This window comes from Streptomyces sp. NBC_01304 (assembly GCF_035975855.1).
Classification (GTDB): domain Bacteria; phylum Actinomycetota; class Actinomycetes; order Streptomycetales; family Streptomycetaceae; genus Streptomyces.
On record NZ_CP109055.1, the window covers coordinates 4,744,658 to 4,768,792 of the forward strand.

Here is a 24,135-nt window from a genome sequence, read left to right on the forward strand (position 1 = left end):
GCGGCCGGGGGTCGGCTCAGGGCCTTTCCTGATTCGGCGCCCCGGCCTCCGCCGCGACCGTTGGGGCATGACGAAGACGGACGGTGCCACCACCGGCAAACCTCGGCGCAGCAGGCTCAAGCGGGTCCTCATCACCCTCGGCGTGATCGCGGGTGTGCTGGCGGCCGCGATCGGCGGCGGCTTCGCCTGGCTGTGGACCGGCGCGGAGGTGAGCACGGTCGGCGCGGAGTCCTTCAGCAACCGCCTCGCCGTGCCGCCGCTCGCGAAGTCCACCATCGACAAGGACGGCACCCGGGTCTTCGACCTGCGGATGCAGGCGGGCGAGACGGAGTTCAAGGACGGGCAGCAGACGCCCACTTGGGGCTTCAACGGCAGCTACCTGGGCCCGACGCTGCGCGCCGAGCGCGGTGAGAAGGTCAAGGTGCGGATAGCCAACGGCCTGGACGAGGCCTCCACCGTGCACTGGCACGGCATGCACCTGCCCGCGAAGATGGACGGCGGCCCGCACCAGATGGTCGAGCCCGGCGGCAAGTGGGCGCCGCAGTGGACGGTCGACCAGCCGGCCTCGACGCTCTGGTACCACCCGCACCCGCACGGCAAGACCGAGCAGCACGTGCAGCGGGGCCTGGCCGGGATGTTCATCCTCGACGACGAGAAGTCCTCGAAGCTGCCGCTCCCGAAGAAGTACGGCGTCGACGACGTGCCGGTGATCGTGCAGGACGTGAAGTTCGACGGGGCGAAGTTCGACCACGGGCACCGGATCATGCGGAACACCGGGTTCCTGGGCGACCGGACGATGGTCAACGGCACGCTGAACCCGTACCAGGAAGTCGGTGACGAGCTCGTACGGCTGCGGCTGCTCAACGCCTCGACCGCGCGCGTCTACGACTTCGGCTTCTCCGACGACCGGGAGTTCGCGCTGGTCGGCACGGACGGCGGGCTGCTCGAGGCGCCCGCGCGGATGGACCGGCTGCAGCTGTCGCCCGGGGAGCGCGCCGAGGTCGTCGTACGGATGAAGCCGGGCGAGAAGACCGTCCTGCGCAGCTTCCCGCAGGACAACTACGGGGACTTCTGGCAGACGCGGTTCAGCGGGGGCGACGACTCCTTCGACGTGCTGGAGCTGCGGGCCAAGGAGCAGTTGCGGAAGTCGCCCGAACTCCCCGCCAAGATGGGTGAGTTGGAGGTGCCGGACGCCAAGGACTCCGTGCGAGGGCGCTACTTCGGTCTGGAGATGTCCGGGATCAACGGGCGGCCGATGGACATGGGCCGTATCGACGAGACGGTCACCCGGGGCAGCACGGAGACCTGGACCGTGCGCAACGAGGACGGGATGCCGCACAACTTCCATGTGCACGACGTGCAGTTCCGGGTCCTCGAAGTCAACGGGAAGACCCCGCCGCCCGAGCTGCGCGGCGCCAAGGACACTGTGTTCGTGCCGGGCAGTACGACGGTGAAGCTGGCGATGCGCTTCGACGGGCCGGCCGATCCGGACACCCCGTACATGTACCACTGCCACCTGCTGTACCACGAAGACGGCGGAATGATGGGGCAGTTCGTGGTCGTGGAGCCGGGACAGCGGGCCGGGAAGCCGTCCGGGCACGGAGCCGGTCACCACAGTCATTAGCCTTGGGCCATGACTACGGCTCTGATTACGGGATCGACCGCGGGCATCGGCGCCGCCTTCGCCCGGCGCCTCGCCTCCGAGGGACACAACCTGGTCCTCGTGGCCCGCGACACCAAGCGGCTGCACGAGCAGGCGACCGAGCTGCACGACCGGCATGGCATCGAGGCGGAGGTGCTGACCGCCGACCTCGCGACGGAGGAGGGCATCGGGGCGGCCGAGGCCCGGCTCTCCGACCGTAGGAATCCGGTCGATCTTCTGGTCAACAACGCCGGGTTCGGCAACAAGGGCCGCTATCTCGAGGTCCCGATGGCCGACGAGCTGACCATGCTCAAGGTGCACTGCGAGGCGGTGCTCCGGCTGACCTCGGCGGCGACCGAGGGCATGCGGGAGCGCGGCCGCGGGGGCGTGATCAATGTGGCCTCGGTGGCGGCGTTCGTGCCGCGCGGCACGTATGGCGCGTCGAAGGCGTGGGTCGTGCAGTTCACGCAGGGTGCGGCGAAGGATCTGGCGGGGAGCGGGGTGCGGCTGATGGCGCTGTGCCCCGGCTTCGTCCGTACGGAGTTCCATGAGCGGGCCGGGATGGGCACGGACAACATCCCGAAGTGGATGTGGCTCGACGCGGACAAGCTGGTGACGGCGGCGCTCGCGGACCTGGCACGGGGGAAGTCGCTGTCCGTGCCGGATCCTCGGTACAAGGTGATGATGGGCGTGGTGAAGGTGACGCCGCGGGCGCTGCTCGGCGGGATCACGTCGCGGACGGGGCGGAAGTACGGCCCCCAGTAGGCGAGTTGCAGCACGGAGGCCCGGCTCCCCTTGGCGGGGAGCCGGGCCTCAGCTGCGTACGAAGACGTCCCTACGAGACGTCAGTGGGAGTGGCCGTGACCGTGGCCGTGCCCGGCGTCACCCTCGTCCTCGGCCGGCTTCTCGACGACCAGGGTCTCGGTCGTGAGGAGCAGCGAGGCGATGGACGCCGCGTTCTCCAGGGCGGAGCGGGTCACCTTGACCGGGTCGATGACGCCGGCCTTGACCAGGTCGCCGTACTCGCCGGTCGCGGCGTTGAAGCCCTGGCCCTTCTCGAGCTCGGCGACCTTCGAGGTGATGACGTAACCCTCGAGGCCCGCGTTCTCGGCGATCCAGCGCAGCGGCTCGACGGCGGCGCGGCGGACGACGGCGACACCGGTGGCCTCGTCGCCCTCCTTGCCGAGGTTGCCCTCGAGCACCTTGACGGCGTGGACGAGCGCGGAGCCACCACCGGAGACGATGCCCTCCTCGACCGCGGCGCGGGTCGCGGAGATGGCGTCCTCCAGACGGTGCTTCTTCTCCTTGAGCTCGACCTCGGTGGCAGCGCCGACCTTGATCACGCAGACACCGCCGGCGAGCTTCGCCAGGCGCTCCTGCAGCTTCTCGCGGTCCCAGTCCGAGTCCGTGGACTCGATCTCGGCCTTGATCTGGTTGACGCGGCCCTGGACGTCCGCGGAGTCGCCGCCACCGTCGACGATGACGGTGTCGTCCTTGGTGATGGTCACGCGGCGCGCGGTGCCGAGCACGTCCAGACCGGCCTGGTCGAGCTTGAGGCCGACCTCTTCGGCGATGACGGTCGCACCGGTGAGGGTGGCCATGTCGCCGAGCATCGCCTTGCGGCGGTCGCCGAAGCCGGGGGCCTTGACGGCCACGGCGTTGAACGTGCCGCGGATCTTGTTGACGACCAGGGTCGACAGGGCCTCGCCCTCGACGTCCTCGGCGATGATCAGGAGCGGCTTGGAGCCACCGCCCTGGATGACCTTCTCGAGGAGCGGAAGCAGGTCCTGGATCGAACCGATCTTGCCCTGGTGGATCAGGATGTACGGGTCGTCGAGGACGGCCTCCATACGCTCCTGGTCGGTGACGAAGTACGGGGACAGGTAGCCCTTGTCGAAGGCCATGCCCTCGGTGAAGTCGAGCTCCAGGCCGAAGGTGTTGGACTCCTCGACGGTGATGACACCGTCCTTGCCGACCTTGTCCATGGCCTCGGCGATGAGCTCGCCGATCTGCTTGTCCTGGGCGGACAGCGCGGCCACGGCGGCGATGTCGGACTTCGAGTCGATGGGACGCGCGGTGGCGAGCAGGTCGTCGGAGACGGCCTTGACCGCGGCGTCGATGCCCTTCTTCAGGGCGGCCGGGGAGGCACCCGCGGCGACGTTGCGCAGGCCCTCGCGGACGAGCGCCTGGGCCAGCACGGTGGCGGTGGTCGTACCGTCACCCGCGATGTCGTTGGTCTTGGTCGCCACCTCCTTCACCAGCTGGGCGCCGAGGTTCTCGTACGGGTCCTCGACCTCGACCTCACGGGCGATGGTCACGCCGTCGTTGGTGATGGTGGGGGCGCCGAACTTCTTGTCGATGACGACGTTGCGGCCCTTGGGGCCGATCGTCACCTTGACCGTGTCGGCAAGCTTGTTGACGCCACGCTCGAGGGCGCGACGGGCGTCCTCGTCGAACTTCAGGATCTTCGCCATGGAGCTTTTCAAGTCCTCTCAAAAAACGAACTGCGCCCCTCGCCACCCGGCTGTGTATCGCGGGGGCCAGGGGCGCAGATCAAAAAACTTCGGGTGAATTACTTCTCGATGATCGCGAGCACGTCGCGAGCCGAGAGGACGAGGTATTCCTCGCCGCTGTACTTCACCTCGGTGCCGCCGTACTTGCTGTACAGCACGATGTCGCCGGTGCTGACGTCGAGCGGAAGACGCTCGCCGTTCTCGAAGCGACCCGGGCCCACCGCGAGGACGACGCCCTCCTGGGGCTTCTCCTTCGCGGTGTCCGGGATGACCAGGCCAGAGGCCGTGGTCTGCTCGGCGTCGAGCGGCTGGACCACAATGCGGTCCTCAAGCGGCTTGATGGCAACCTTGGAGCTGGCGGTCGTCACGATCCGGCCTCCCCCTTCGGAGATCTCGGGGATGAAATGTCTGGGGTGGCGACCAGGTGGATCCGTCGTCGCGGGTGCCGGACCTGCCCGTCGCTGTGTTGGCACTCTCCAGTGGGGAGTGCCAGAGCCGAGACTATGACCGCGATTAGCACTCGGTCAAGCCGAGTGCCAATTCGGCCCTCCGTCAACGCGCGGGTGCAGGTCTGTCTCGATCGGAGAACGTTCCGCTGGAGGCGCTGGTTCCGTACGACAGTGCTGTTCATGGCTGCCGAAGAGTCCCACCCCGCCGCCTCCACCCGGGGCCACCGCCGGAAGCGTTCCTCGCCCAGGGGCGACACGGCGGTCGCGGTGTTCGCCCTTGTCGTCGATGCCGTCGCGCTGGCCGCCACGGCCTTCCTGATCTTCGTCGCCGTTTCTCCGTGGGCGTACCGGACCAGCCCGGCGGGTCGTCCGCCATGGACTGGGGACTCACCCTCGGCTTCCTCGCCGTTCCCGCGCTGTTCGCCCTCGCCGGACTCGCCTTCGCCCGCGGCGGGCAGCCGGCCATCGCCGTGACGCAGTTCGCGGTCGCCCTCGCGCTGGGCGGGATGGTGCTCTACGGCGCCACGCAAGAGTCCGGAACCGTCCGGCCCACGCCCGTCTCGGCAGGGAGTTTGTCCCGTATGTGACCCTTGACCCCGTGCGCATCCTCGTGGTCGAAGACGAAGAAGGCCTCGCCGACTCCCTGCGGCGGGGCCTGTCCGCCGAGGGGCACTGGGTCGATGTCGCGTACGACGGGCATCGGGGGCTCGAGCTCGCGCTGACCGGGGATTACGACGCCGTCGTGCTCGACGTGATGCTGCCGGGGCTCGGCGGACACGAGGTCTGCACCCGGCTGCGCACGCACGACCAGCAGACCCCCGTGCTCATGCTGACCGCGCGCGACGGCGAGTACGACGAGGCCGACGGGCTCGATTCCGGCGCCGACGACTACCTCACCAAGCCCTTCTCGTTCGTCGTGCTGCTCGCCCGGCTCAGGGCGCTCGGCCGCCGCCGGCAGGCCGACCGCGACCGGACCCTCCAGGCCGGCGACCTGGTGCTCGACGTCAGGGGAAGGCGCTGCCGGCGCGGCGGGCAGGACATCGAGCTGACCGCCCGTGAACTGGCCGTCCTCGCCTGCCTGTTGGCCGAGCCGGGTCAGGCCGTCGCCAAGCAGGACATCCTGGACCGGGTCTGGGACTCCCCCGGCGACATCGACCCGAACATCGTCGAGGTCTACGTCTCCTCGCTGCGCAAGAAGGTGGACGCCCCCTTCGGCCGCCGCTCCATACGCACCGTGCACGGCACCGGGTATCGCATGGCCCCCGACGACGATGCGTAGGACGACGCGCAACCCCAAGAGATTTCGCCTGCCCCTGCCCCGCACGGTCAGGGCCCGCACCGCCGCGGCCGCCGCACTCGCCATGGCACTGCTGCTCGCCGTCGGCGGCGGCTGGCTCTACACCGTGCTGCGCGCCAACCTCCTCGACGACACCTCGGGCCGCACCGAGCTCGCCGCCCGCAAGGCCGCATCCCTCGTCGACACCGGGGCCGCCCCCCACCAACTGCCCGCACCCGAGGGCGGCGTCGACATGGTCGTGGTGCTCGACGCGCAAGGGCGGATCAAGACCGCCGACCACGATGCCGACTTCACGCCCCAACTGGCCGCCCTGCGCCCGCCCCCGGGGCAGGACTCGGCCGCGCGGATCGTGCGGCACGACGGGGAACGACGCGATGTGGTCGTCGTCCGGGCGACGGCGCCGGACGACAGCGAGCAGTTCGTGTACGCGGTCACCGTGCTCAGCGACGTCGACCATGCGACCCGCGCCATCGGCTGGGCCCTGCTCGCCAGCGCGCCCCCGCTGATCGGCCTCGCCGCCCTGATCGCCTGGGCGGTGACCGGCCTCGCCCTGCGCCCGGTCGCCGCGATCCGGACCGAGCTCGACGCGGTCACGGCGAAGGAGCTCGACCGCCGCGTCCCCGAACCCCCCGGCGAGGACGAGGTCGCCCTGCTCGCCCGTACCGCCAACGCCACCCTCGACCGCCTGGAGCAGTCGGTCGGCCGGCAACGCCAGTTCGTCGCCGACGCCTCGCACGAGCTCCGCAATCCCATCGCGGCCGTACGCGCCCAGCTCGAGACCGCCCTCGCCGACCCCGACCCGGCCGCACGGCGCACTGAAACCGCTCCGCTCCGCTCCGCCCTCGCCGACACCGAGCGGCTGCAGCGCATCGCGGCCGACCTGCTCCTGCTCGCCCGGCTCGACGCCCAGGTCCCGGTGATCGCGGAGCCCGTCGATCTGGCGCTGCTCGCGGCGGAGGAGCTGGCCCGGCGGCGAGATCCCCGGCTCGTCCTGGAGGCGCAGGCGCCGGTGCCGGTGCGCGGGGATCCGGCCCGCCTGGAGCGGCTGCTCGCCAATCTGGTCGACAACGCGCTCCGATACGCGGCGACGGAAGTGCGGGTGCGGGCCTTCGCAGCAGGAAGCCGGGCCGTGCTCGAAGTCACCGACGACGGCCCGGGGATCCCCGAGGCCGACCGGGAGCGGGTCTTCGACCGGTTCGTACGGCTCGACGCGGCCCGCGACCGCGGCAGCGGCGGCACCGGGCTCGGGCTCGCCATCGCCCGCGAGATCGCCCGGGCCCACGGCGGCGACCTGGTGGTGGCGACCGGCCCGACGGCCGGGGCCTGCCTACGGGCCGAGTTCTGAGGCCTGCCCGCCGAGTCCTGAAGGCGCCTTCAGGACTCTCAGGACTCCTTCAGCAGCCCTCCCCCAGCATCGGGGGACGTGAGCCGACACCGCCGCAACTCCCCCAAAGCCCGCCGCCGCGCCCGCAAGAAGCCCCTGCGCCTCGGCCGCAAGCTGCTGATCACGGCCCTCGCCCTGACCGTCTGCGTCGGCATCGGCGGCTGGTACCTCTACCGCGACCTGGCCCGCTCCATCGGCAGCTCCAAGGCGCTGGACGGCAACGGCCCCAAGTCGCAGGGCGGCGACATCAACATCCTGCTGATGGGCCTGGACAGCCGTAAGGACCAGAACGGCGAGGACCTGCCCGACGACGTGCTCGACAAGCTGCACGCGGGCAGCTCCGACATCGGCGGCTACAACACCAACACCCTGATGCTGCTGCACGTCCCGGCCGGCGGCGGCCGCGCGAAGGCCTTCTCCATCCCGCGCGACGACTTCGTGGACATCCCGGGCCACGGCAAGGACAAGATCAAGAAGGCGTACGGCCTGGAGAAGGCGCGTACCGAGGAGAAGCTCAGCGCCCAGGGCGTCACCGACAAGCGCCGACTGGAGCACGAGGGCCGGGAAGCGGGCCGGAAGAAGGAGATCGAGACCGTACGCAAGTTCCTCGGCGTGCCGATCGACCACTTCGCCGAGGTCAATCTGGCGGGCTTCTTCCACATCGCCGACGCGCTCGACGGCGTGCCGGTGTGCCTGAACCACGCGGTCAAGGACAAGTACTCGGGCGCCGACTTCAAGGCGGGCAGGCAGACGCTGAACGGCCAGCAGTCGCTCGCCTTCGTACGGCAGCGGCACGGGCTCACCAACGGCGATCTGGACCGTACGCGCCGCCAGCAGGCCTTCCTCGCGTCCGCCGCGCACAAGCTGAACTCGGCCGGCACCTTCACCGACCCGGGCAAGCTGTTCAAGCTGATCGACACCGCCAAGAAGGACCTCGTGATCGACGAGGGCTGGGACCTGCTGTCCTTCGTCAAGCAGGCGAAGAACCTCTCCGGCGGCAATGTGGAATTCACGACACTGCCCATCGAGGGGTTCGGACGGAACCGCGGCGAGGACATCAACGTCATTGACGATGTGAAGATAAAGCGCCTCATAGCGGAGCAGATCGGGCAGGGCGGGTCGGCCGACCCGTCGCCGTCCCCGTCTGCCACCGATCCCGACAAGGCGCCGAGCAAGGCGCCCGAGCAGCGGGACGAGAAGCAGGGCAAGTCGGACGCCGATCAGGACACCAAGGCCATGGACGGCGGCGGGATCCCGTGCGTGGACTGATGACGACGGGCAGCTCGCCCCTCTCGCGGGGCCACCGGCGCACCGAGGCGATCCTGCTCGCGTTCGCCGTCGTGCTCACGGTCTTCGGACACGCCTACGTGGGCCTCGCCATGTACGACCAGCTGCCCTCGAACGTCGGCCAGTTCGCGGCGAGCATGGCGCTGCTGGCGCTGGTCGCGCATCTCGCGGTACGCCGCTTCGCCCCGTACGCCGACCCGCTGATCCTGCCCATCGCCCTGCTGCTGACCGGGCTCGGACTCGTCCTCCTGCATCGCCTGGACGAAACGTACGCGCACAAGTTCAAGAACTCCACGCCGACCGCGAGCGGGCAACTGCTCTGGTCCGTGGTGGGCGTCGCGGTCTGCATCGGCATCCTCGTGCTGCTGCGCGACCACCGCAGGCTGCAGCGCTACATCTACGTGACCATGGCCGTGGCGCTGGTCATGCTGATGGCTCCGGCGCTCTTCGGCGCCGACGCGTACGGCGCCAAGCGCTGGATCAAGCTCGGGGCGCTGTCGTTCCAGCCGGGCGAGTTCGTGAAGATGATGATCGCGGTGTTCTTCGCCGGATACCTGGTCATCCACCGCGACGCCCTCTCGCTGACCGGCCGCAAGGTGCTCGGCCTGCAGATGCCGCCGATGCGGCAGTTCGCGCCGATCATCGCGGTGTGGGTGATCAGCCTGCTGGTGCTGATCTTCGAGCGGGACCTGGGCACCTCACTGATCTTCTTCGGCCTCTTCGTGGTGATGTTGTACGTCGCCACGCATCGCCCCAGCTGGATCCTGTTCGGCGTGACGCTGGCCGCGGTCGGGGCGTTCGTGGTCGGCTCGGTCGAGCCGCATGTGCACGGCCGGGTCGAGGCCTGGCTCAACCCCTTCGAGACCTTCACCCCGGCCGGTCAGGCCAAGGGCGCCTCCGACCAGCTGGCCCAGGCCCTGTTCAGCTTCGGCAGCGGCGGGCTCACCGGGTCGGGGCTCGGCCTCGGGCACCCGGAGCTGATCGGCTTCGCGGGGCGCAGCGACTTCATCCTGACCACGGTCGGCGAGGAGCTGGGGCTCGCCGGGCTGATGGCGGTGCTGCTCCTGTACGCGCTCCTGGTGCAGCGGGGCCTGCGGACGTCGGTGCTCGCCCGGGACCCGTTCGGCAAGCTGCTCGCGGTGGGGCTCTCGGCCGCGCTGATGCTGCAGGTCTTCGTGGTCGCGGGCGGCGTCCTCGGGCTGATCCCGCTGACCGGGAAGGCGCTGCCGTTCCTGGCGAAGGGCGGCTCCTCGCTGGTCGCGAACTGGGTGATGATCGCGCTCCTGATCCGGATCAGCGACAGCGCGGGACGCAACCGGGAGGCCTCGGCCCAGGGGCCCGATCCGGAACCCGAGCCGGAGCCGGCACCTGAGCCCGAGCTGGTACGTACCGGCTAGAGCCCGGGCGCGTACGTACCAACCGGAGCGCGCACGTACCGGCTAGAGGTAGTCCTCCAGCCGGGCCACCGTGAACCCCTGTGCCTGGATCCGCCGCAGCATCCGTGCCGTCATCTCGGTGAGCGACGCGCCCTGCAGTTCGCCCGGGCCGCGGAAGTGCGCGAGGACGATGTCGCCGGGGTGCAGGCGGTGCCCGGCCGCGTACCGGAGGTCGTTGATCTGCATCGATGCCCGCCACAGGACCACCGCCGAGACCCCGCAGTCCGCGGCGGCCCGCAGGGTGTTCGCGTTGTAGTTGCCGTACGGCGGGCGGAAGAGCCGCGGCCGGACGCCGAAGCGCTGCTTCAGCTTGTCCTGCTGCCCGCAGATCTCCCAGCGCTGCCCGTCGTACGAAAGGCCCGGCAGATAGGGGTGGTCGAGGGTGTGGTTCTGCACGGTCGCGCCCACCGACCGCAGCTCGCCGAAGTGCGAATAGCCCGGCCCGGCCACGCTGTCCGTGAGGAACATGCTGACCGGAAGCCGCAGGTCCCTGACCATGTCGATGAACCGGGGGTCGCGCTCCGCCCCGTCGTCGAAGGTCAGGAACACCACCTTGTCCTTGGTCGGCACCCGGTCCACCACCGGCGGCAGCCCCGGCCCCGCGCCCTTGACCGCCCCCCGCGGCGGCGGCTTCGGCGCGGGCCTGAGCGGGGCGTGCAGCCCCCAGCGGCGGGCCACGGCCTTGGAGACGCGGCGCTGCTCGACCTTCTTCTCCACCTTGTGCGCGGCCTTGCGGCCGAGCCGTTCGATCGGGTCCACCGACTGGGCACACCCGCTCACGCTCAGGGCGAGCGCACCGGCCGCAAGAACCCCGGCGAGCAGCCGGTGCGCGCGCCCGGCCCTCACAGGTAGTCCTCCAGCTTGGCCACCGCGTACCCCTTGTCGGTGACCATCTTGAGGAACTTGCGGATCATGTCGGGCATGGTGCCCTTCCAGTCCTCCTTGCCCCTGAAGTGCGTGAGGATGATGTCGCCGGGGTGGATGTCGCGGTCCCACTCGCGGTAGTCCATCTTGTCCACGAAGACCTCGGCGTTCCACAGCGGAACGGCCCTGATGCCGCAGGCCTTGGCGGCCTTCAGGGTGTTCTGGTTGTAGTTGCCGTACGGCGGGCGGAAGAGCTCGGGGCGCTTGCCGTAGCGCTTCTCGATGACGTCCTGCATGCCGCAGATCTCGCGCTTCTGCTGCGCGTAGGTGAGTCCGGGCAGATAGCGGTGGTTGAGGGTGTGGTTGTTGAGCACGACCCCGCGGTCCTGCATCTGCTTGAAGTAGCCGTAGTCCTCCTTGACCAGGTAGTCGCTGAGGAAGGCGGTGTACGGGATCTTCAGCTCGCTCATCATCTTGAGGAACTTCGGGTCCTTCTCGGCCCCGTCGTCGATGGTGAGGAAGACGACCTTGTCCTTGGTCGGGATCGTGGTGAAGACCGGCGGCAGGTTCTTCTGGCCGGCCACCTCGAAGCCCTTGCGGGTCTTCGGTGTGACCTTCTTCTTGGGCGGCTTCGGCGCGGCCAGCGGCATCTTGGCGACGCCCCAGCGCTTGACCGCGGCGAGCCGCCCGGCGTGCACGGCGGCGCGCTGCTTGGCGACCTCGGCGGGGCCCGGAGCGGGCTTGACCGGGGGCTTCGCGGGCTCGCCCGAGGCGCAGCCGGCCGCGAGGGCGGTGGCGGTGACGACGGCGAGGGCCGCACGCAGGACCGGGGCCCGATTTCGGCTGAATTTATCCTTTTGTCGTACTAGTTTCATGGCGTCGGATCCTGTCAGCACAGCGGCGCACGGCCCCGGCGACACCACCACGAGGCACGCGCGATCCACCGACTGGCCGACAATGGCTTGGTGAACGACCTCGCCGCCTTCTCCTGCCTGCTCACCGACGAGGGCCGGTCCCTCCTTGCCGAGCTCCGCGACCACGACCCCGCCCAGGAGCTCGCCCTCGCCACCCGGCTGCGGCGCGCGCACCCGCCCGAGCTGGTCTCGGCGGCGCTCGGACAGGCTCGCCTGCGACAGCGGGCGGTGGCGAAGTTCGGCGCCGAGGACGCCGCGCGGATGTACTTCACGCCCAACGGCGTCGAGCAGGCCACGCGCACTTCGGTCGCCGAGTACCGCGCGAACGAGTTCAAGGGCCTGGGCGTACGTTCCCTCGCCGACCTCTGCTGCGGCATCGGCGGCGACGCGATCGCGCTCGCCCGGGCCGGGATCGCGGTGCTCGCGGTGGACCGGGACGAGGTGACCTGCGCGGTGGCGCGGGCGAACGCGGCGGCGCTGGGCCTCTCCGAGCTCATCGAGGTGCGCTGCGCGGACGTGACCGAGATCGACACCTCGCCGTACGACGCCGTCTTCGTGGACCCGGCCCGCCGGGGCGGCCGAGGCAGGATCTTCGACCCCGAGGCCTACTCGCCCCCGCTCTCCTGGGCGATCGAGGCCGCCCGCAAGGCGCCGCTGGCCGCGCTGAAGATCGCGCCCGGCATCCCGCACGAGGCCGTCCCCGACGACGTACACGCGGAGTGGATCTCGGACTCCGGCGACGTGAAGGAGGCCGTGCTGTGGTTCGGCACGCAGCCCGGCTCGTTCAGCTCGACGCTGCTGCCGGCCGGGGCCTCGCTGTGGACCGCGCGGGCGGCGATGCTGCCGGATCCGGAGCCCCGGCCGGTGGGGCGCTATCTGTACGAGCCGGACGGCGCGGTGATCCGGGCCCATCTGGTGGCCGAGGTCGCGCGGCAGGTCTCGGGCGGGCTGATCGACCCGATGATCGCGTACGTCACCAGCGACGAGCTGCATGAGACGCCGTTTGCGACGGCGTACGAGATCACCGACCAACTCCCCTTCAACGTAAAGAAGTTGAAGGCACTGCTGCGCGACCGCGAGGTCGGCATCCTCACGGTGAAGAAGCGCGGCTCGGGCGTGGAGCCGGAGGAGTTGCGGCGCAAGATGAAGCTGAGCGGACGGAACTCGGCGACGGTGTTCCTGACCCGGGTGATGGACGCCCCGACGATGCTGGTCGGGGCGCCCGCGTAGACCTGGCCGGCCGGTCAGACGCTGCTGCCGGACCCCGCGGCCTCGGGCAGTTCGAGGGCGGCGCGAACCTTGGCGTTCAGCTCGTCGAAGTCTCCGGCCTCGTTGTCCACGACCTCCTCCACGTAGCCGTAGAAGGTGTCGACGTCCTTCGCGGCGGCCGCGGCGCGCCAGTCGGGGATGGCGTTCTCGTACCACTCGATCAGCGCGGGCAGCTCCTTCGCGGCCTTCGGCGGGAGGGGGAGCGCCTTCAGCGACGCGGCGGTCTGGCGGTAGGCCTTCGCCATCCGGCCCGCCCAGGCCTTCGACGCGGGCAGGTCGTCGCCGGGCTCGCCCTCCGGATACGTCAGGTCGGCCTCGTAGGCCGGCTTGGTCGCCGCCAGGAAGATGAACTGGTCCGGTTCCAGGGTGGTGGAGTCCGTACGGATCGAGGCGTCGCGCTTGCCCTCGGACGGGCCGGCCCAGCAGGTGACCGTGCGCTCGCCGGTGGGCCAGGAGGAGCGGTCGGGGTAGTAGAAGTACGTCTGGAGGTCGCCGACCGCGTCGGGGTCGAGGGCGTACTCCGGGAGCAGCTTCGCGCAGCGGGGGCGGGCCTGTTCGGCGATCTTGGCGTGGCCGGGGTACTTGTCGCCGGTCAGCTTGAAGCTGCCGTAGGCCTCGCCCTTGTGGGGCTGCTCACAGGGCGTCATCTCGACGCTGGTGTCCGCGAGGGTGCTGCCCTAATTCTCGGCCGTGAGCTCCTCGCCCGGGTTGAAGCAGTCGCCCGTCTTGATCTCGTAGATCGAGGTACGGGTCGGCTCGGTGACCCGGCCCGAGCCCTTGTCGCGCTCCGGCGTGCCGAAGGTGGAGAGGGCGAACGTCCCGGTCAGCAGCAGCACGAGCGAGAGCAGCAGCGAGGCACCGGAGACCGTGACGCCCGCGACCGCCAGGCCCTTGCCGCGCTCACCGCGCCTGGATATCTGCACCAGCGCGACGATGCCGAGGATCAGGGCGAGCGGCGCGACGCAGATCAGCGAGAGCACGAACGCGGCGATCGCGAGCCCGTTCATCGGGGGCCGCTGCTGCGGCATGCCTGCCGCAGGCGGGGGCCAGGCGGCGGGCGGGGCCTGCCAGTTGGCGGGAGGCTGGGGCCAGGCGGGGGTGCCGGGCGGGAACTGGGGCGGCGCGGCATGCTCCGCCGGAGACCGGGCCTCGGCCGGGGGCCGGGCCTCGGCCGGGGACCGGCCCGCGTCGGCGGGAACCGGCAGCTCCCCGTCGGCGAACGGCTGCTGGGACGAGGCGTGCTGCGGGGACGAGGGGTGCTGCGGCGGGGGTACGGACACGGCCTGACCTTCTCCGGGAGTATCTCCTCGCGAGGCTAGCCGCCACTTATGCGGCCTTTAGCGGGCAGAACGTCCCGATCCGGACGGGCCGTCGGACCTCAACCACCCCGGGCGCCCACCCCCTCACCCCCGCCCGGCCCCCTCGCCGTCGCGGGCCCGCCCCAACAGCAACTCCCGCTCCCGCTCATTGCGCGCAAGCCCCGCCGCCCGCTCGAACTCCGCCCGCGCCTCGTCGGGCCGCCCCAGCCTCGCCAGGAGATCGCCGCGCACGCTGGGCAGCAAGTGGTAGTCCTTCAGGGCCGGTTCGGCGGCCAGCGCGTCGACCAGGGCGAGGGCCGGCTCGGGCCCGTACGCCATCGAGACCGCGACCGCCCGGTTCAACTCGACCACCGGGGACGGGGCGCGGGCCGCGAGCAGGTCGTAGAGGGCCGCGATCCGGTGCCAGTCGGTGTCCTCGTACGCGAACGCCCGCGCATGACACCCGGCGATCGCGGCCTGCAGCAGATACGGCCCCGGGGCGCTCCCGCGCAGCGCGGCCTCGGCGGCCATCAGGGCGTCGAAGCCGCGGCGGATCAGGAGCCGGTTCCAGCGCGTCCGGTTCTGGTCCTTGAGCAGGACCGGCTCCCCGGACGGGCCGACACGGGCAACCGAACGGGACGCCTGCAGCTCCAACAGCGCCGCCAGGCCGTGCACTTCGGGCTCGCCCGGCATCAGCCCGGCGAGCACCCGGGCGAGGCGCAGCGCGTCCTCGCACAGCGCGGGCCGCAGCAGGTCGTCGCCCGCGGTGGCCGCGTACCCCTCGTTGAAGATCAGGTAGATGACTTCGAGGACCGATCCGAGGCGGGCGCCCCGCTCCGGCCCGTACGGCACCTCGAAGGCCACGCCCTCCTTGGCCAGGGCGCGCTTGGCCCGCACGATGCGCTGGGCGACCGTCGGCTCCGGGGCCAGGAAGGCGCGGGCGATCTCGGGCGTGGTCAGGCCGCCGAGCAGCTTGAGGGTGAGGGCGATCCGGGCCTCGGCGGAGAGCACCGGGTGGCAGGCCGTGAAGACGAGCCGCAGCAGGTCGTCGTCGATGTCGTCGGGGTCCGCGGGCTCGGGCGGCGGCGCGGAGGTCTCCAGGGTGCGGCCCACCTCCGCCAGCTTGGCGGCATAGCGCTCCCGGCGACGTACGAGATCGATCGCACGGTGCTTGGCCGTGGCCATGAGCCAGGCGCCCGGCTTGTCCGGGACACCCGACTCCGGCCACTGTTCCAGGGCGGCGACCAGCGCGTCCTGCGCGATCTCCTCCGCTATGCCGACGTCGCGGACCACGCGGGCGACGCCGGCGATGATGCGGGGCGCCTCGATCCGGAAGACCGCCTCGATGGCGTCCTTCGCGGACGCCGGGGCGTCCGGCTCCGAGCGGGTGTCGTCACGTTCATCCGTCACGGCCACCCATCAAAGCACCCGCATCCACGTACGCGTACGCGAGCGGGCCGGCTCAGCCCATCTCTTCGATCTCGCGGACCTCGGCCGTGATGTTCCAGTACGCCTCGTGGGTCTGCAGGAAGCGCTTGGTCCACTCGACCGCCTCGGCCTTGTCCTTGCACTGCGTGAGCGAGTAACCGCCGATGACCTCCTTGGACTCGGTGAACGGCCCGTCGGTGACGGACAGTTCGCCACCGGACCAGGTCACCCGGGTGCCCTCGGCGGTCGGCTTGAGCCCGGCGGTGTCGAGCATGACCCCGGCCTTGGTGATCTCCTCGAGCAGGGTGCCCATGCGCTCGATCAGCTCGGGGCTCGGGCCCTCGGCGGGGGCGTCCTTCTCGCTGATCCGGATCATGGTCAGAAAGCGCGGCATGGTGACTCCTCAGATTCCTCAGGTGTGGCGGCGGGGACTTCGCCCTGCCCGGCGGGGGTCTCTCCCCTGCCTCTCACCCTTGCGTCGAACGGGAGACGCCCGGATCGACACCACCGCCGAAGTTCTTCGAGATTTTTTCCGGGGAACTGAAATCAGGCCATGGCATGTCCCTGCAAACGACGAGGAAACAGCGGACACGGGGGCACGGATGGTCATGCTGAACCAAGGCGATCGGGGCATCGGAAGGGCGGTCCCGACCCGCCCACGGGCGCGATCCGACGCCGCATATCTCCGCGTCGGCGCGGCCGTCGTGCTGTACGCGATCTCGGCCGCGTGCTGGATCGGGTACGAGCTGAGCGAGTCCGGCGCCGTCTCCGGCAGCTTCTTCAAGGCGCTCTACGACCCGCGCACCGAGGTCACCCCCTGGGCGCAGACCGCGTCGGACTGGGCCCTGATCGCGGCCGCGCTCGTGTTCGGCGGCCTCGCGCTGGCGCGGCGGCAGGTGGCACGCGGGGCGCTGATGCTGCTCGCGGTGCTGCTGATCGGGCTCTCGCTGCGCGAGCTGGTGGGGCTCGCTCTCTCCCCGGAGTACCGGCAGGTCCTGGAGAACATCGGTTACGGCCGGCTCCTCGTCGCCTTCCGGGTGGCGGGCCTGGTCGTGGGCGTGGCCGCCCTGGTCGAGATGGCCCGTGCCGGACGACGCAGCGCGCCCCGGCACCTCAGCCTGGTCCCGCTCGGGGCGGCCGGCGCACCCGGCTTCGGCCCGCCCCGGTTGCCGGGCTCGCGGGTCCGCCCGCGCTCGGCGGTGGCCGGCAGCTGCTTCCTGGCGATCGGCGCGGTACTGCTCGGCTGGCTCGTCCACGCGCTGGCGCAGGACAACGGCTATCTCGTGCCCGGCCATCCGGACGCCGGGGTACCGGGCTTCTTCCGGGACGCGTTCGACGCCTCGTACGCGACGACGATCCCGAACTCCTACTACACGCTGGCCTTCGCGCTGGCCCCCGTGCTGATCGGGATCGCCCTGTTCAGGGGAGCACCGGCGGCGCGCGGCGCGGGGCTCGCGCTGTCCGCGATCACGCTGTACGTGGACGCGCGCACCAGCTACGGCTACTTCGCGCAGGACCGCTTCGACCTGTACTTCGACTCGACGCTCAGCACGCTGTCGGTGCTGTCCACGTTCCTGACGACCCTGCTCGCGCTGGCGGCCCTGGCGGTCCTGGTGCCGGCCCGCGAGGAGTAGGGGCCCGCCGGAAAAACCTCGGCGCCCCTCGGTCCTCAGCCCTCAATCCTCACCCAGCGACTCGAACCGCCACCGGTGCACCGCCCGGGTCACCAACTCCCCTGCGGGCTCCGGCAGTTCGGGCAGCTCGGCGTCGAAGGCGGCGTCCCACCAGGTGATCACGAGGACCCGGTCCCCCGGCGCCCGGAAGACCTCACGCCGCAGCGGCTCGCCGCCCACCTCCCGCCCCCGCGCCCAGGCCAGCAGCTCGGCGCCCCGCCCCTCGACGGCGCGGGCCTCCCACATCAGCGCGACGGTCATGAGTACAGGTTGTCCTTCGCCACCTCGTGCACATGATCGTGCGAGTGCGAGTGCGCGTGGGCGTGGGAGCTCCCGGGCACATGCGGGTCGGTCACCGGCAAGGACGAGTCCGCCGACAGGTCCCAGTCCGAGGCGGCCCGGTTCCGCGCCACCATCTCCGCGCCGAGGGCCGCGACCATCGCGCCGTTGTCCGTGCAGAGCTTGGGACGCGGCACCCGCAGCTGGATCCCGGCCTTCTCGCACCGCTCGGCCGCCAGCGCCCTCAGCCGCGAGTTGGCCGCGACGCCACCGCCGATCATGAGGTGGTCGACGCCTTCGTCCTTGCAGGCCCGCACGGCCTTGCGGGTGAGCACGTCGACGACCGCCTCCTGGAAGGACGCCGACACATCACGTACCGGAACGTCCTCACCCGCATTGCGCTTGGCCTCGATCCAGCGGGCGACCGCCGTCTTCAGACCGGAGAAGGAGAAGTCGTACGCGGGGTCGCGCGGCCCGGTGAGCCCGCGCGGGAAGCTGATCGCGTTCGGGTCGCCCTCCTTCGCGTACCGGTCGATGACCGGGCCGCCCGGGAAGCCGAGGTTGAGCACCCGAGCGATCTTGTCGAAGGCCTCGCCCGCCGCGTCGTCGATGGTCGCGCCCATGGGACGTACATCGGAAGTGATGTCGGACGAGAGCAGCAGCGACGAGTGACCGCCGGAGACCAGGAGCGCCATCGTCGGCTCGGGCAGCGGCCCGTGCTCCAGCTGGTCGACGCAGATGTGCGAGGCGAGGTGGTTCACGCCGTAGAGCGGCTTGCCGAGCGCGTACGCGTACGCCTTCGCGGCGGAGACGCCGACGAGCAGCGCGCCCGCGAGGCCGGGCCCGGCGGTCACCGAGATGCCGTCCAGGTCCTTGGGGCTGACGCCCGCTTCCTTCAGGGCCCGCTCGATGGTCGGCACCATCGCTTCGAGGTGCGCGCGCGAGGCGACCTCGGGCACCACGCCGCCGAAGCGGGCGTGCTCGTCGACGGACGAGGCGATCGCGTCCGCGAGCAGGGTGGTGCCGCGCACGATGCCGACACCGGTCTCGTCGCAGGAGGTCTCGATGCCGAGCACCAGGGGTTCGTCAGCCATCAGTTGTCATTTCCTTGTACGAGTCCTGAGTCCGCCGCCGAGTCCGTCACAACGCTCGGGTCGAGGACGAGTCGCATCACGAGGGCGTCGATGTTGCCCGGCTGGTAGTAGCCGCGCCGGAAACCGATCGGATCGAAGCCGAAACGCTCGTAGAGCTTCTGGGCACGGGTGTTGTCCACGCGGACCTCGAGCAGGACCTCGCCACACTCGAAGGCGGTGGCGTGCTTGAGCAGGTCGGTGAGGAGTTCGGAGCCGAGGCCGGTGCCCCAGTGGTCATGGGCCACGGCGATGGTCTGTACGTCACCGAGTCCCCCGGCGGCGGCCAGGCCGGCGTAGCCCACCACGCGGTCGCCCGCTTCCGGGTCGAGCGCCACGATGAAGCGGCGGCTCGCCAACGGGCCCCGGGAGTGGGCGAGTTCGGACCAGAACATGCCCCGGGACCAGGCGTCCTCGGGGAACACCTCGCGTTCGAGCGCGAGCACCGGCTCGATGTCCCACCAGCGCATCTCTCGCAGTACAGGGGTCACTTGGGGGTGACCACCTTGTAGTTCTTGGGCACCTGCGCGTCCGGGCGGCGCAGATAGAGCGGCCGCGGCGCGGGCAGTTCCTCGCCCGCCGCCAGCTTCTCGACGGTGAGCGAGGCGAGGGCGGCGGCCGACACGTGCTCGGGCCCGCGCGGGTCCGGGAACGTATCGGGATAGAGCAGCGCCCCGGCGCCGACGGCCGGCAGCCCCGCCACCACGTCGGCGATCTCGGCGGGCCGGTCCACGGCGGGCTCGCTCGAACGGGATCTCGGCCCGTCGTAACGGGCCCAATAGACCTCCTTGCGCCGGGCGTCCGTCGCCACGACGAAGGGGCCGTCGACGTCGGCGGCGTACGCCAGGGCGTCGAGCGTGCACAGGCCGTACACCGGGATGCCGAGCGCGGAGCCGAAGGTCTCGGCCGTCATCAGACCGACGCGCAGACCGGTGTAGGGGCCGGGGCCCACGCCCGTCACGACCGCGGTGACGGCGTCGATCTTCCGGCCCGCCTCGGCGAGCACCCGGTCGACGGTCGGCAGGAGGAGCTCCCCGTGGCGTCTGGCGTCCACCTGACTCGACTCGGCGACGACGGTCTCGCCGTCGTGCAGGGCGACGGTGACGGCGGGGGTGGCGGTATCAAGAGCGAGCAAGAGCACGCAAACAGCCTACGGCGTGGGCGGGCCGCGCACGGCGCCCAGGCCACTCGTACACCTGCTGCTACCGTCGCCCTGAGAGGCACACAGTCGTACATACGATGTCTTGCGACCCGATGTGCGAACTGACTTGCGCAGACTTGCGGAACTACGGAGGGCGAGACGGTGGCACGCAGCAGCTCGGGATTCGTGGCCGGGCTCACGGCAGCGGCCCTCGCCGGTGTCTGCTTCCTCGCCTACCAGGCGCAGGCGCACGCCCCGGACTCGCTGGCCAAGCCCGGCAAGGACGACACGGCGACCACCCCGCGCTCCCCGAAGGAGAAGGCCGACCCGACGGCGCTGCCCGCGAAATCCGGCCAGGGCGAGCGGGTCGTCTACGAGCTGAGCTCGGACCGGGTCTGGCTGGTCGGCGAGAACGGCAAGGCGCAGCGCACCTACAAGGTCACGCCGAGCACGGTCGATCCGCTGCCGGGCACCTACAAGGTCGGCTCGCGGTCCGGTCCGGCGATCGTCGGGTCCGACGGGGTGCGGATCGAGCACGTGGTGCGCTTCACCAGCGTCGACAGCGTCGCGATCGGGTTCAGCGCGGCGGTGGACGGCTCCACGCCGGAGCCCGACCCGGACCGCAAGACGGGCGGCATCCGGTCGAGCCGGCCCGACGGCGACGCGATGTGGGAGTTCGCGACGGTCGGCAGGAAGATCGTCGTCCTTCCGTAGGCCGCACGGTGGTGGACGGCCCCAGCGTTGCCGCACGGCCGGTGGACGACCCCAGCGTCTACGCGGCGTCGCGTCGCCCGTCCTCGTCCTCCGCCGGAGGTTCCGTCAGCCGCTCCGGCGGCCGGGGCGGAGTCGACACCGCGCTCGCCGCCGAACACGACGCAAGCAGCTCGCTCATGGACAGGGCAGGGGGCTTGGGGTCGCGTTCGGGCGCCGACATGGTGCCTCCCGGGGGCTCCGCGTACATGCGTAGTTAGGTAGACCTAACCAGGCTCCGGTACCCATGGGAACACGCCCGGCACCGGGCACGCAATATTTTACCGACGCCCTGTCGGAACATGGGGCGAAGCTACGAACGCGAAGCCACGAATCCGAGCCGACCCGAGCTACGCACTCCTGCCGACCCGAGCCCCGAACCACGAACCCGAGCTACGAACCGAGCCCCGCAAGCCCGGCCGCGGCCCAGCGCTCCCCGATCCCGACCAGCGACACCTGACGTACGTCGTCATCGGTATCCCCGGTGGCCCGCTCGATCAGCACGTGCAGCCGGTCGTCCGAGAGCTCCTCGACCTTGCCGTCGCCCCACTCCACGACGATCACCGAATCGGGCAGCGAGACATCGAGGTCCAGGTCCTCCATCTCGTCGAGCCCGCCGCCCAGGCGGTACGCGTCCACGTGGACCAGCGGCGGACCGTCGACGAGCGAGGGGTGGACCCGGGCGATGACGAACGTCGGCGAGGTGACGGCGCCGCGTACGCCGAGGCCCGCGCCGAGCCCCCGGGTCAGCGTCGTCTTGCCCGCGCCGAGCTCGCCGGTGAGCATCACCAGGTCGCCGGGGCGCAGGAGTTTGGCCAGAGAGAGCCCCAACTCGCGCATCTCCTCGGGGGAGTTGACGGTGAGGCGGACGGTGACTTCGGCAGCGGCGTCAGCGGTTGCCGGGCTGTGCGGTGCTTCCATGAGCACCCACGTTAGCCGCTACCGGCACCGCGCCCGCACGCGCGAGGAGGTCCGCGAGGCGGTCCATGACGGCCTCCGGGTGCTCCAGCATCACCAGGTGCCCGGCGTCCGGGACGATGACCAGCTCCGCGTCGGGCAAGTGGTCCGCGATGGCCTCGCTGTGGTCGCTGGGCGTCACCATGTCCTGGTCCCCCGCGAGCACGAGCACGGGCAGCCCGGCGAAGTGCGCCAACGCCTCGGCCTTGTCGTGCTCGGCGAAGGCCGGGTAGAACTCCGCGACCACGTCGATGGGCGTGCCCTCGATCAACCGCTCGGCGAACCGTGCGATCGCCGGGTCCACGTCCCTCGACGCGAACGAGTAGCGCTTGATGATCCCCGCGAACAGGTCGGCCGTGGCCCGCCGCCCGCGTTCCACCAGCTCGGCCCGCGAGCCGAGCGCCTTCAGCACGCCGGGCAGTACGCGCCGCACGGCGTTCATCCCGGCGACGGGCAGGCCGTAGTTGACCTCGCCGAGCTTCCCCGAGGACGTACCGACGAGGGCGACGCCGACGACGCGCTCGCGGATCAGTTCGGGGAACTGGTCGGCGAGCGCCATCACCGTCATGCCGCCCATGGAGTGGCCGACCAGGACCAGCGGGCCCTCGGGGGCCGCCGCGTCGATGACGGCCTTGAGGTCCCGGCCGAGCTGGTCGATGGAGACCGGCACGCCGTCCGCGAGCTGGGCCCTGCCCCGGTCGGAGCGGCCGTGGCTGCGCTGGTCCCAGTAGACGGTGCGCACGACGCCGCGCAGGGCGGCCCGCTGGAAGTGCCAGGAGTCCTGGCTGAGGCAGTAGCCGTGGCTGAAGACGACCGTGACCGGGGCCGGGGCCTTGCGCCCGAAGAGGCGCCGCCGCTTGGGCCCGACCGCACTGGAGGGCTCCGCCTCGTCGACCTCGTAGTAAAGCTCCGTGCCGTCCTCGGCCTGCGCCTTGCCCGGCATGCCGCGCAGCGATCCGTACGGACCCGCCGAATCCAGGGCGAGCCGGGCCTTCTTGCGCATGCCGCGGCCGACGGTGAGCCGCTCGATCGCGACGCCGGCCGCCGCGCCCGCGGCGACCACGCCTATCGCGGCTCCGGCGACGCCGGCCCGGCGCCAGTTGGCAGCCGCGGCCGTGACCGCGCCCCCTGTGCTGGTCTCGCTCACGTGCCGTTCTCCTGCCCTGTTCGCCCGGCTGCTCGATGGTCGCTCGTTCTCAGAGGCTCACTCGTTCTCCGAGGGTCACTCGTTCACGTCACTCGTTCACATAGACGCGGGGAACGCGCGAACCGATGCGCGTCACGATCTCGTACGCGATCGTGTCCGCGGCCTGCGCCCAGTCCTCGGCGGTCGGCTCGCCCCGCTCGCCCGGGCCGAACAGCACGGCCTCGGCGCCCGCGGCCGGCTCGTCGCCGTCCAGGTCGACGACGAACTGGTCCATCGCGATCCGCCCGGCGGCCGTCCGCACCTTGCCGTCGACCAGCACGGGACCCTTCCCGGAGGCATGCCGCGGCAGTCCGTCGCCGTACCCGACGGGCACGAGCCCGAGGGTGGTGTCGCGGGGTGTGACGTAGTGATGCCCGTAACTGACGCCATGACCCCCGGGAACGCGCTTGACCAGCGCGAGCGAGGCCGCGAGCGTCATCACGGGCCGCAGCCCGAAGTCGGCCGGGGTGCCGATCTCGGGGCTCGGCGAGACGCCGTACATCGCGATGCCGGGACGGACGAGGTCGTAGTGCGTGTCCGGCAGGGTGAGCGTGGCCGGCGAGTTGGCGAGGTGGCGCACCTCGGGAGCGAGGCCCGCCTCGTCCGCGTACGACAGAGCCTGCTCGAAAACGCTGATCTGAGGGGCGATCGACGGATGACCGGGCTCGTCCGCGCAGGCGAAGTGCGACCAGATGCCGGTGACCTTGAGCAGGCCCTCGGCCTCGGCCTTGAGGCAGTGCTCGACGAGCTCGGGCCAGTCGGCGGGCTGCCCGCCGTTCCGCCCGAGTCCCGTGTCGATCTTGAGCTGGACCCGGGCCCGGCGACCCGCCGACTTCGCCGCGGCGACGACCTCGCGCAAGGCCCACATGCCACTGACCGTGACATCGACATCCGCCTCGATCGCGGCCCGCCAGGGCCCGCCCGGCGTCCACAGCCAGCACAGCACCCGCGCGTCGTCGAGGCCGATCCCGGCGGCGCGCAGGGCCAGCGCCTCCTGCGGCGTCGCGGTGCCCACCCAGGTCGCGCCCGCCTGAATCGCGGCCTTGGCGCAGGGCACCATCCCGTGGCCGTACCCGTCGGCCTTGACCACGGCCATGAATGCGGACCTCGGCGCCCGGGCACGCAGAGCTCGCACATTGGCGCGCAGCGCGGCCAGATCGATCTCCGCGCGGACGCGCAGGGGGGGCTCGACGTTCATCCGGCCAGTCTCTCAGAGGGTTATGACAGCTCGGTCTCCC

Annotated in this window: 26 protein-coding genes; 10 read left to right on the plus strand and 16 right to left on the minus strand. The window is 71.1% G+C overall.

Annotated features, from left to right (window positions below):
- Window positions 1–67 precede the first annotated feature (67 nt).
- Together OG430_RS20670 and OG430_RS20675 are read left to right on the plus strand one after the other, a co-directional pair.
- Window positions 68–1,624, plus strand: a complete 1,557-nt coding sequence (locus tag OG430_RS20670) for a multicopper oxidase family protein (protein WP_327354039.1) — start codon at window positions 68–70, stop codon at window positions 1,622–1,624.
- A gap of 9 nt (window positions 1,625–1,633) precedes the next feature.
- Window positions 1,634–2,407, plus strand: a complete 774-nt coding sequence (locus OG430_RS20675) for an SDR family NAD(P)-dependent oxidoreductase (protein WP_327354040.1) — start codon at window positions 1,634–1,636, stop codon at window positions 2,405–2,407.
- 80 nt (window positions 2,408–2,487) lie between these two features.
- Here OG430_RS20675 and groL read toward each other — a convergent pair whose 3' ends face one another.
- Both groL and groES read right to left on the minus strand, forming a co-directional pair.
- Window positions 2,488–4,116, minus strand: a complete 1,629-nt coding sequence (groL, locus tag OG430_RS20680; protein ID WP_327354041.1) for a chaperonin GroEL — start codon at window positions 4,114–4,116, stop codon at window positions 2,488–2,490.
- A 98-nt stretch (window positions 4,117–4,214) separates the two neighbouring features.
- Entirely contained in the window at window positions 4,215–4,523 is a 309-nt protein-coding gene (gene groES / locus OG430_RS20685; RefSeq protein ID WP_327354042.1) for a co-chaperone GroES, read from the minus strand.
- A 419-nt stretch (window positions 4,524–4,942) separates the two neighbouring features.
- Here groES and OG430_RS20690 point away from each other — a divergent pair, with 419 nt between their 5' ends.
- From OG430_RS20690 to OG430_RS20710, 5 genes are all read left to right on the plus strand, one after another.
- Window positions 4,943–5,191: a hypothetical protein gene (locus OG430_RS20690; RefSeq protein ID WP_327354043.1), complete on the plus strand. Its 249-nt coding sequence runs from the start codon at window positions 4,943–4,945 to the stop codon at window positions 5,189–5,191.
- A gap of 11 nt (window positions 5,192–5,202) precedes the next feature.
- Window positions 5,203–5,883: a response regulator transcription factor gene (locus tag OG430_RS20695; protein WP_327359170.1), complete on the plus strand. Its 681-nt coding sequence runs from the start codon at window positions 5,203–5,205 to the stop codon at window positions 5,881–5,883.
- On the plus strand, window positions 5,876–7,246 hold the full coding sequence (locus OG430_RS20700; RefSeq protein ID WP_327354044.1) for a sensor histidine kinase: 1,371 nt from the start codon (window positions 5,876–5,878) through the stop codon (window positions 7,244–7,246). Before OG430_RS20695 ends, OG430_RS20700 begins: the two co-directional genes overlap by 8 nt.
- Window positions 7,247–7,324: 78 nt before the next feature.
- Window positions 7,325–8,554 (plus strand): LCP family protein, encoded by a 1,230-nt coding sequence (locus OG430_RS20705; protein ID WP_327354045.1) that lies wholly within the window; start codon window positions 7,325–7,327, stop codon window positions 8,552–8,554.
- A complete protein-coding gene (locus tag OG430_RS20710; RefSeq protein ID WP_327354046.1) occupies window positions 8,554–9,969 on the plus strand; it encodes an FtsW/RodA/SpoVE family cell cycle protein in 1,416 nt (471 codons plus the stop codon). Before OG430_RS20705 ends, OG430_RS20710 begins: the two co-directional genes overlap by 1 nt.
- A 42-nt stretch (window positions 9,970–10,011) precedes the next feature.
- Here the strand turns inward: OG430_RS20710 and OG430_RS20715 are convergent, their stop codons facing one another.
- The gene (locus OG430_RS20715; protein WP_442816528.1) at window positions 10,012–10,854 is read right to left on the minus strand and encodes a polysaccharide deacetylase family protein; all 843 of its coding nucleotides are present in this window, start codon (window positions 10,852–10,854) and stop codon (window positions 10,012–10,014) included.
- Window positions 10,851–11,747 carry a polysaccharide deacetylase family protein gene (locus OG430_RS20720; protein ID WP_327354047.1) on the minus strand — a complete coding sequence of 299 codons (897 nt, stop codon included), beginning with the start codon at window positions 11,745–11,747 and terminating at the stop codon, window positions 10,851–10,853. The genes OG430_RS20715 and OG430_RS20720 overlap by 4 nt, the downstream gene beginning before the upstream one ends.
- A 90-nt stretch (window positions 11,748–11,837) precedes the next feature.
- Between OG430_RS20720 and OG430_RS20725 the strand changes: the two genes are divergently transcribed.
- Window positions 11,838–13,016: a class I SAM-dependent methyltransferase gene (locus OG430_RS20725; protein WP_442816529.1), complete on the plus strand. Its 1,179-nt coding sequence runs from the start codon at window positions 11,838–11,840 to the stop codon at window positions 13,014–13,016.
- A gap of 14 nt (window positions 13,017–13,030) precedes the next feature.
- Here the strand turns inward: OG430_RS20725 and OG430_RS20730 are convergent, their stop codons facing one another.
- From OG430_RS20730 to OG430_RS20745, 4 genes are all read right to left on the minus strand, one after another.
- Entirely contained in the window at window positions 13,031–13,702 is a 672-nt protein-coding gene (locus OG430_RS20730; RefSeq protein WP_327354048.1) for a septum formation family protein, read from the minus strand.
- Between the two features lie 30 nt (window positions 13,703–13,732).
- A complete protein-coding gene (locus OG430_RS20735; protein ID WP_327354049.1) occupies window positions 13,733–14,335 on the minus strand; it encodes a DUF4190 domain-containing protein in 603 nt (200 codons plus the stop codon).
- A 123-nt stretch (window positions 14,336–14,458) separates the two neighbouring features.
- Window positions 14,459–15,700: an RNA polymerase sigma factor gene (locus OG430_RS20740; RefSeq protein ID WP_442816727.1), complete on the minus strand. Its 1,242-nt coding sequence runs from the start codon at window positions 15,698–15,700 to the stop codon at window positions 14,459–14,461.
- 115 nt (window positions 15,701–15,815) lie between these two features.
- Window positions 15,816–16,175 (minus strand): YciI family protein, encoded by a 360-nt coding sequence (locus OG430_RS20745; RefSeq protein ID WP_327354051.1) that lies wholly within the window; start codon window positions 16,173–16,175, stop codon window positions 15,816–15,818.
- Window positions 16,176–16,389: 214 nt separating this feature from the next.
- Between OG430_RS20745 and OG430_RS20750 the strand changes: the two genes are divergently transcribed.
- Window positions 16,390–17,415, plus strand: coding sequence for a hypothetical protein (locus OG430_RS20750; protein ID WP_327354052.1), 1,026 nt, complete (start codon window positions 16,390–16,392; stop codon window positions 17,413–17,415).
- A 42-nt stretch (window positions 17,416–17,457) separates the two neighbouring features.
- On the opposite strand, the gene OG430_RS20755 is transcribed toward OG430_RS20750, so the two are convergent.
- The 4 genes from OG430_RS20755 to tsaB are packed head-to-tail and all read right to left on the minus strand — an operon-like array spanning window position 17,458 to window position 20,004.
- On the minus strand, window positions 17,458–17,715 hold the full coding sequence (locus tag OG430_RS20755; RefSeq protein WP_327354053.1) for a hypothetical protein: 258 nt from the start codon (window positions 17,713–17,715) through the stop codon (window positions 17,458–17,460).
- Window positions 17,712–18,827, minus strand: coding sequence for a tRNA (adenosine(37)-N6)-threonylcarbamoyltransferase complex transferase subunit TsaD (gene tsaD / locus OG430_RS20760; RefSeq protein WP_327354054.1), 1,116 nt, complete (start codon window positions 18,825–18,827; stop codon window positions 17,712–17,714). The genes OG430_RS20755 and tsaD overlap by 4 nt, the downstream gene beginning before the upstream one ends.
- Window positions 18,827–19,333, minus strand: a complete 507-nt coding sequence (gene rimI / locus OG430_RS20765; protein ID WP_327359173.1) for a ribosomal protein S18-alanine N-acetyltransferase — start codon at window positions 19,331–19,333, stop codon at window positions 18,827–18,829. The genes tsaD and rimI overlap by 1 nt, the downstream gene beginning before the upstream one ends.
- Window positions 19,334–19,350: 17 nt before the next feature.
- Window positions 19,351–20,004 carry a tRNA (adenosine(37)-N6)-threonylcarbamoyltransferase complex dimerization subunit type 1 TsaB gene (gene tsaB, locus OG430_RS20770; RefSeq protein ID WP_327354055.1) on the minus strand — a complete coding sequence of 218 codons (654 nt, stop codon included), beginning with the start codon at window positions 20,002–20,004 and terminating at the stop codon, window positions 19,351–19,353.
- A gap of 162 nt (window positions 20,005–20,166) precedes the next feature.
- Between tsaB and OG430_RS20775 the strand changes: the two genes are divergently transcribed.
- A complete protein-coding gene (locus OG430_RS20775) occupies window positions 20,167–20,718 on the plus strand; it encodes a hypothetical protein (protein WP_327354056.1) in 552 nt (183 codons plus the stop codon).
- Between the two features lie 58 nt (window positions 20,719–20,776).
- Here the strand turns inward: OG430_RS20775 and OG430_RS20780 are convergent, their stop codons facing one another.
- The 4 genes from OG430_RS20780 to alr all read right to left on the minus strand — a co-directional run bounded on the left by OG430_RS20780 (window position 20,777) and on the right by alr (window position 24,095).
- Window positions 20,777–20,938 (minus strand): hypothetical protein, encoded by a 162-nt coding sequence (locus OG430_RS20780; protein ID WP_327354057.1) that lies wholly within the window; start codon window positions 20,936–20,938, stop codon window positions 20,777–20,779.
- 209 nt (window positions 20,939–21,147) lie between these two features.
- Window positions 21,148–21,675, minus strand: coding sequence for a tRNA (adenosine(37)-N6)-threonylcarbamoyltransferase complex ATPase subunit type 1 TsaE (tsaE, locus tag OG430_RS20785; RefSeq protein ID WP_327354058.1), 528 nt, complete (start codon window positions 21,673–21,675; stop codon window positions 21,148–21,150).
- Complete coding sequence (locus OG430_RS20790) at window positions 21,644–22,858, minus strand: alpha/beta fold hydrolase (protein ID WP_327354059.1); 1,215 nt, start codon at window positions 22,856–22,858, stop codon at window positions 21,644–21,646. The genes tsaE and OG430_RS20790 overlap by 32 nt, the downstream gene beginning before the upstream one ends.
- A gap of 88 nt (window positions 22,859–22,946) precedes the next feature.
- Window positions 22,947–24,095, minus strand: coding sequence for an alanine racemase (alr, locus tag OG430_RS20795; protein WP_327354060.1), 1,149 nt, complete (start codon window positions 24,093–24,095; stop codon window positions 22,947–22,949).
- Between the last annotated feature and the right edge of the window lie 40 nt (window positions 24,096–24,135).

Bases quoted from the DNA above. Each gene is read 5' to 3' on its own strand.
- OG430_RS20750 (WP_327354052.1), top strand. From the start codon at position 16,390: ATGCTGAACCAAGGCGATCGGGGCATCGGAAGGGCGGTCCCGACCCGC.
- OG430_RS20745 (WP_327354051.1), bottom strand. From the start codon at position 16,175: ATGCCGCGCTTTCTGACCATGATCCGGATCAGCGAGAAGGACGCCCCC.
- OG430_RS20720 (WP_327354047.1), bottom strand. From the start codon at position 11,747: ATGAAACTAGTACGACAAAAGGATAAATTCAGCCGAAATCGGGCCCCG.
- OG430_RS20675 (WP_327354040.1), top strand. From the start codon at position 1,634: ATGACTACGGCTCTGATTACGGGATCGACCGCGGGCATCGGCGCCGCC.
- alr (WP_327354060.1), bottom strand. From the start codon at position 24,095: ATGAACGTCGAGCCCCCCCTGCGCGTCCGCGCGGAGATCGATCTGGCC.
- tsaE (WP_327354058.1), bottom strand. From the start codon at position 21,675: ATGGAAGCACCGCACAGCCCGGCAACCGCTGACGCCGCTGCCGAAGTC.
- OG430_RS20710 (WP_327354046.1), top strand. From the start codon at position 8,554: ATGACGACGGGCAGCTCGCCCCTCTCGCGGGGCCACCGGCGCACCGAG.
- OG430_RS20780 (WP_327354057.1), bottom strand. From the start codon at position 20,938: ATGTCGGCGCCCGAACGCGACCCCAAGCCCCCTGCCCTGTCCATGAGC.
- OG430_RS20670 (WP_327354039.1), top strand. From the start codon at position 68: ATGACGAAGACGGACGGTGCCACCACCGGCAAACCTCGGCGCAGCAGG.
- rimI (WP_327359173.1), bottom strand. From the start codon at position 19,333: ATGCGCTGGTGGGACATCGAGCCGGTGCTCGCGCTCGAACGCGAGGTG.
- tsaD (WP_327354054.1), bottom strand. From the start codon at position 18,827: ATGGCTGACGAACCCCTGGTGCTCGGCATCGAGACCTCCTGCGACGAG.
- OG430_RS20755 (WP_327354053.1), bottom strand. From the start codon at position 17,715: ATGACCGTCGCGCTGATGTGGGAGGCCCGCGCCGTCGAGGGGCGGGGC.
- OG430_RS20730 (WP_327354048.1), bottom strand. From the start codon at position 13,702: ATGACGCCCTGTGAGCAGCCCCACAAGGGCGAGGCCTACGGCAGCTTC.
- OG430_RS20700 (WP_327354044.1), top strand. From the start codon at position 5,876: ATGCGTAGGACGACGCGCAACCCCAAGAGATTTCGCCTGCCCCTGCCC.
- groL (WP_327354041.1), bottom strand. From the start codon at position 4,116: ATGGCGAAGATCCTGAAGTTCGACGAGGACGCCCGTCGCGCCCTCGAG.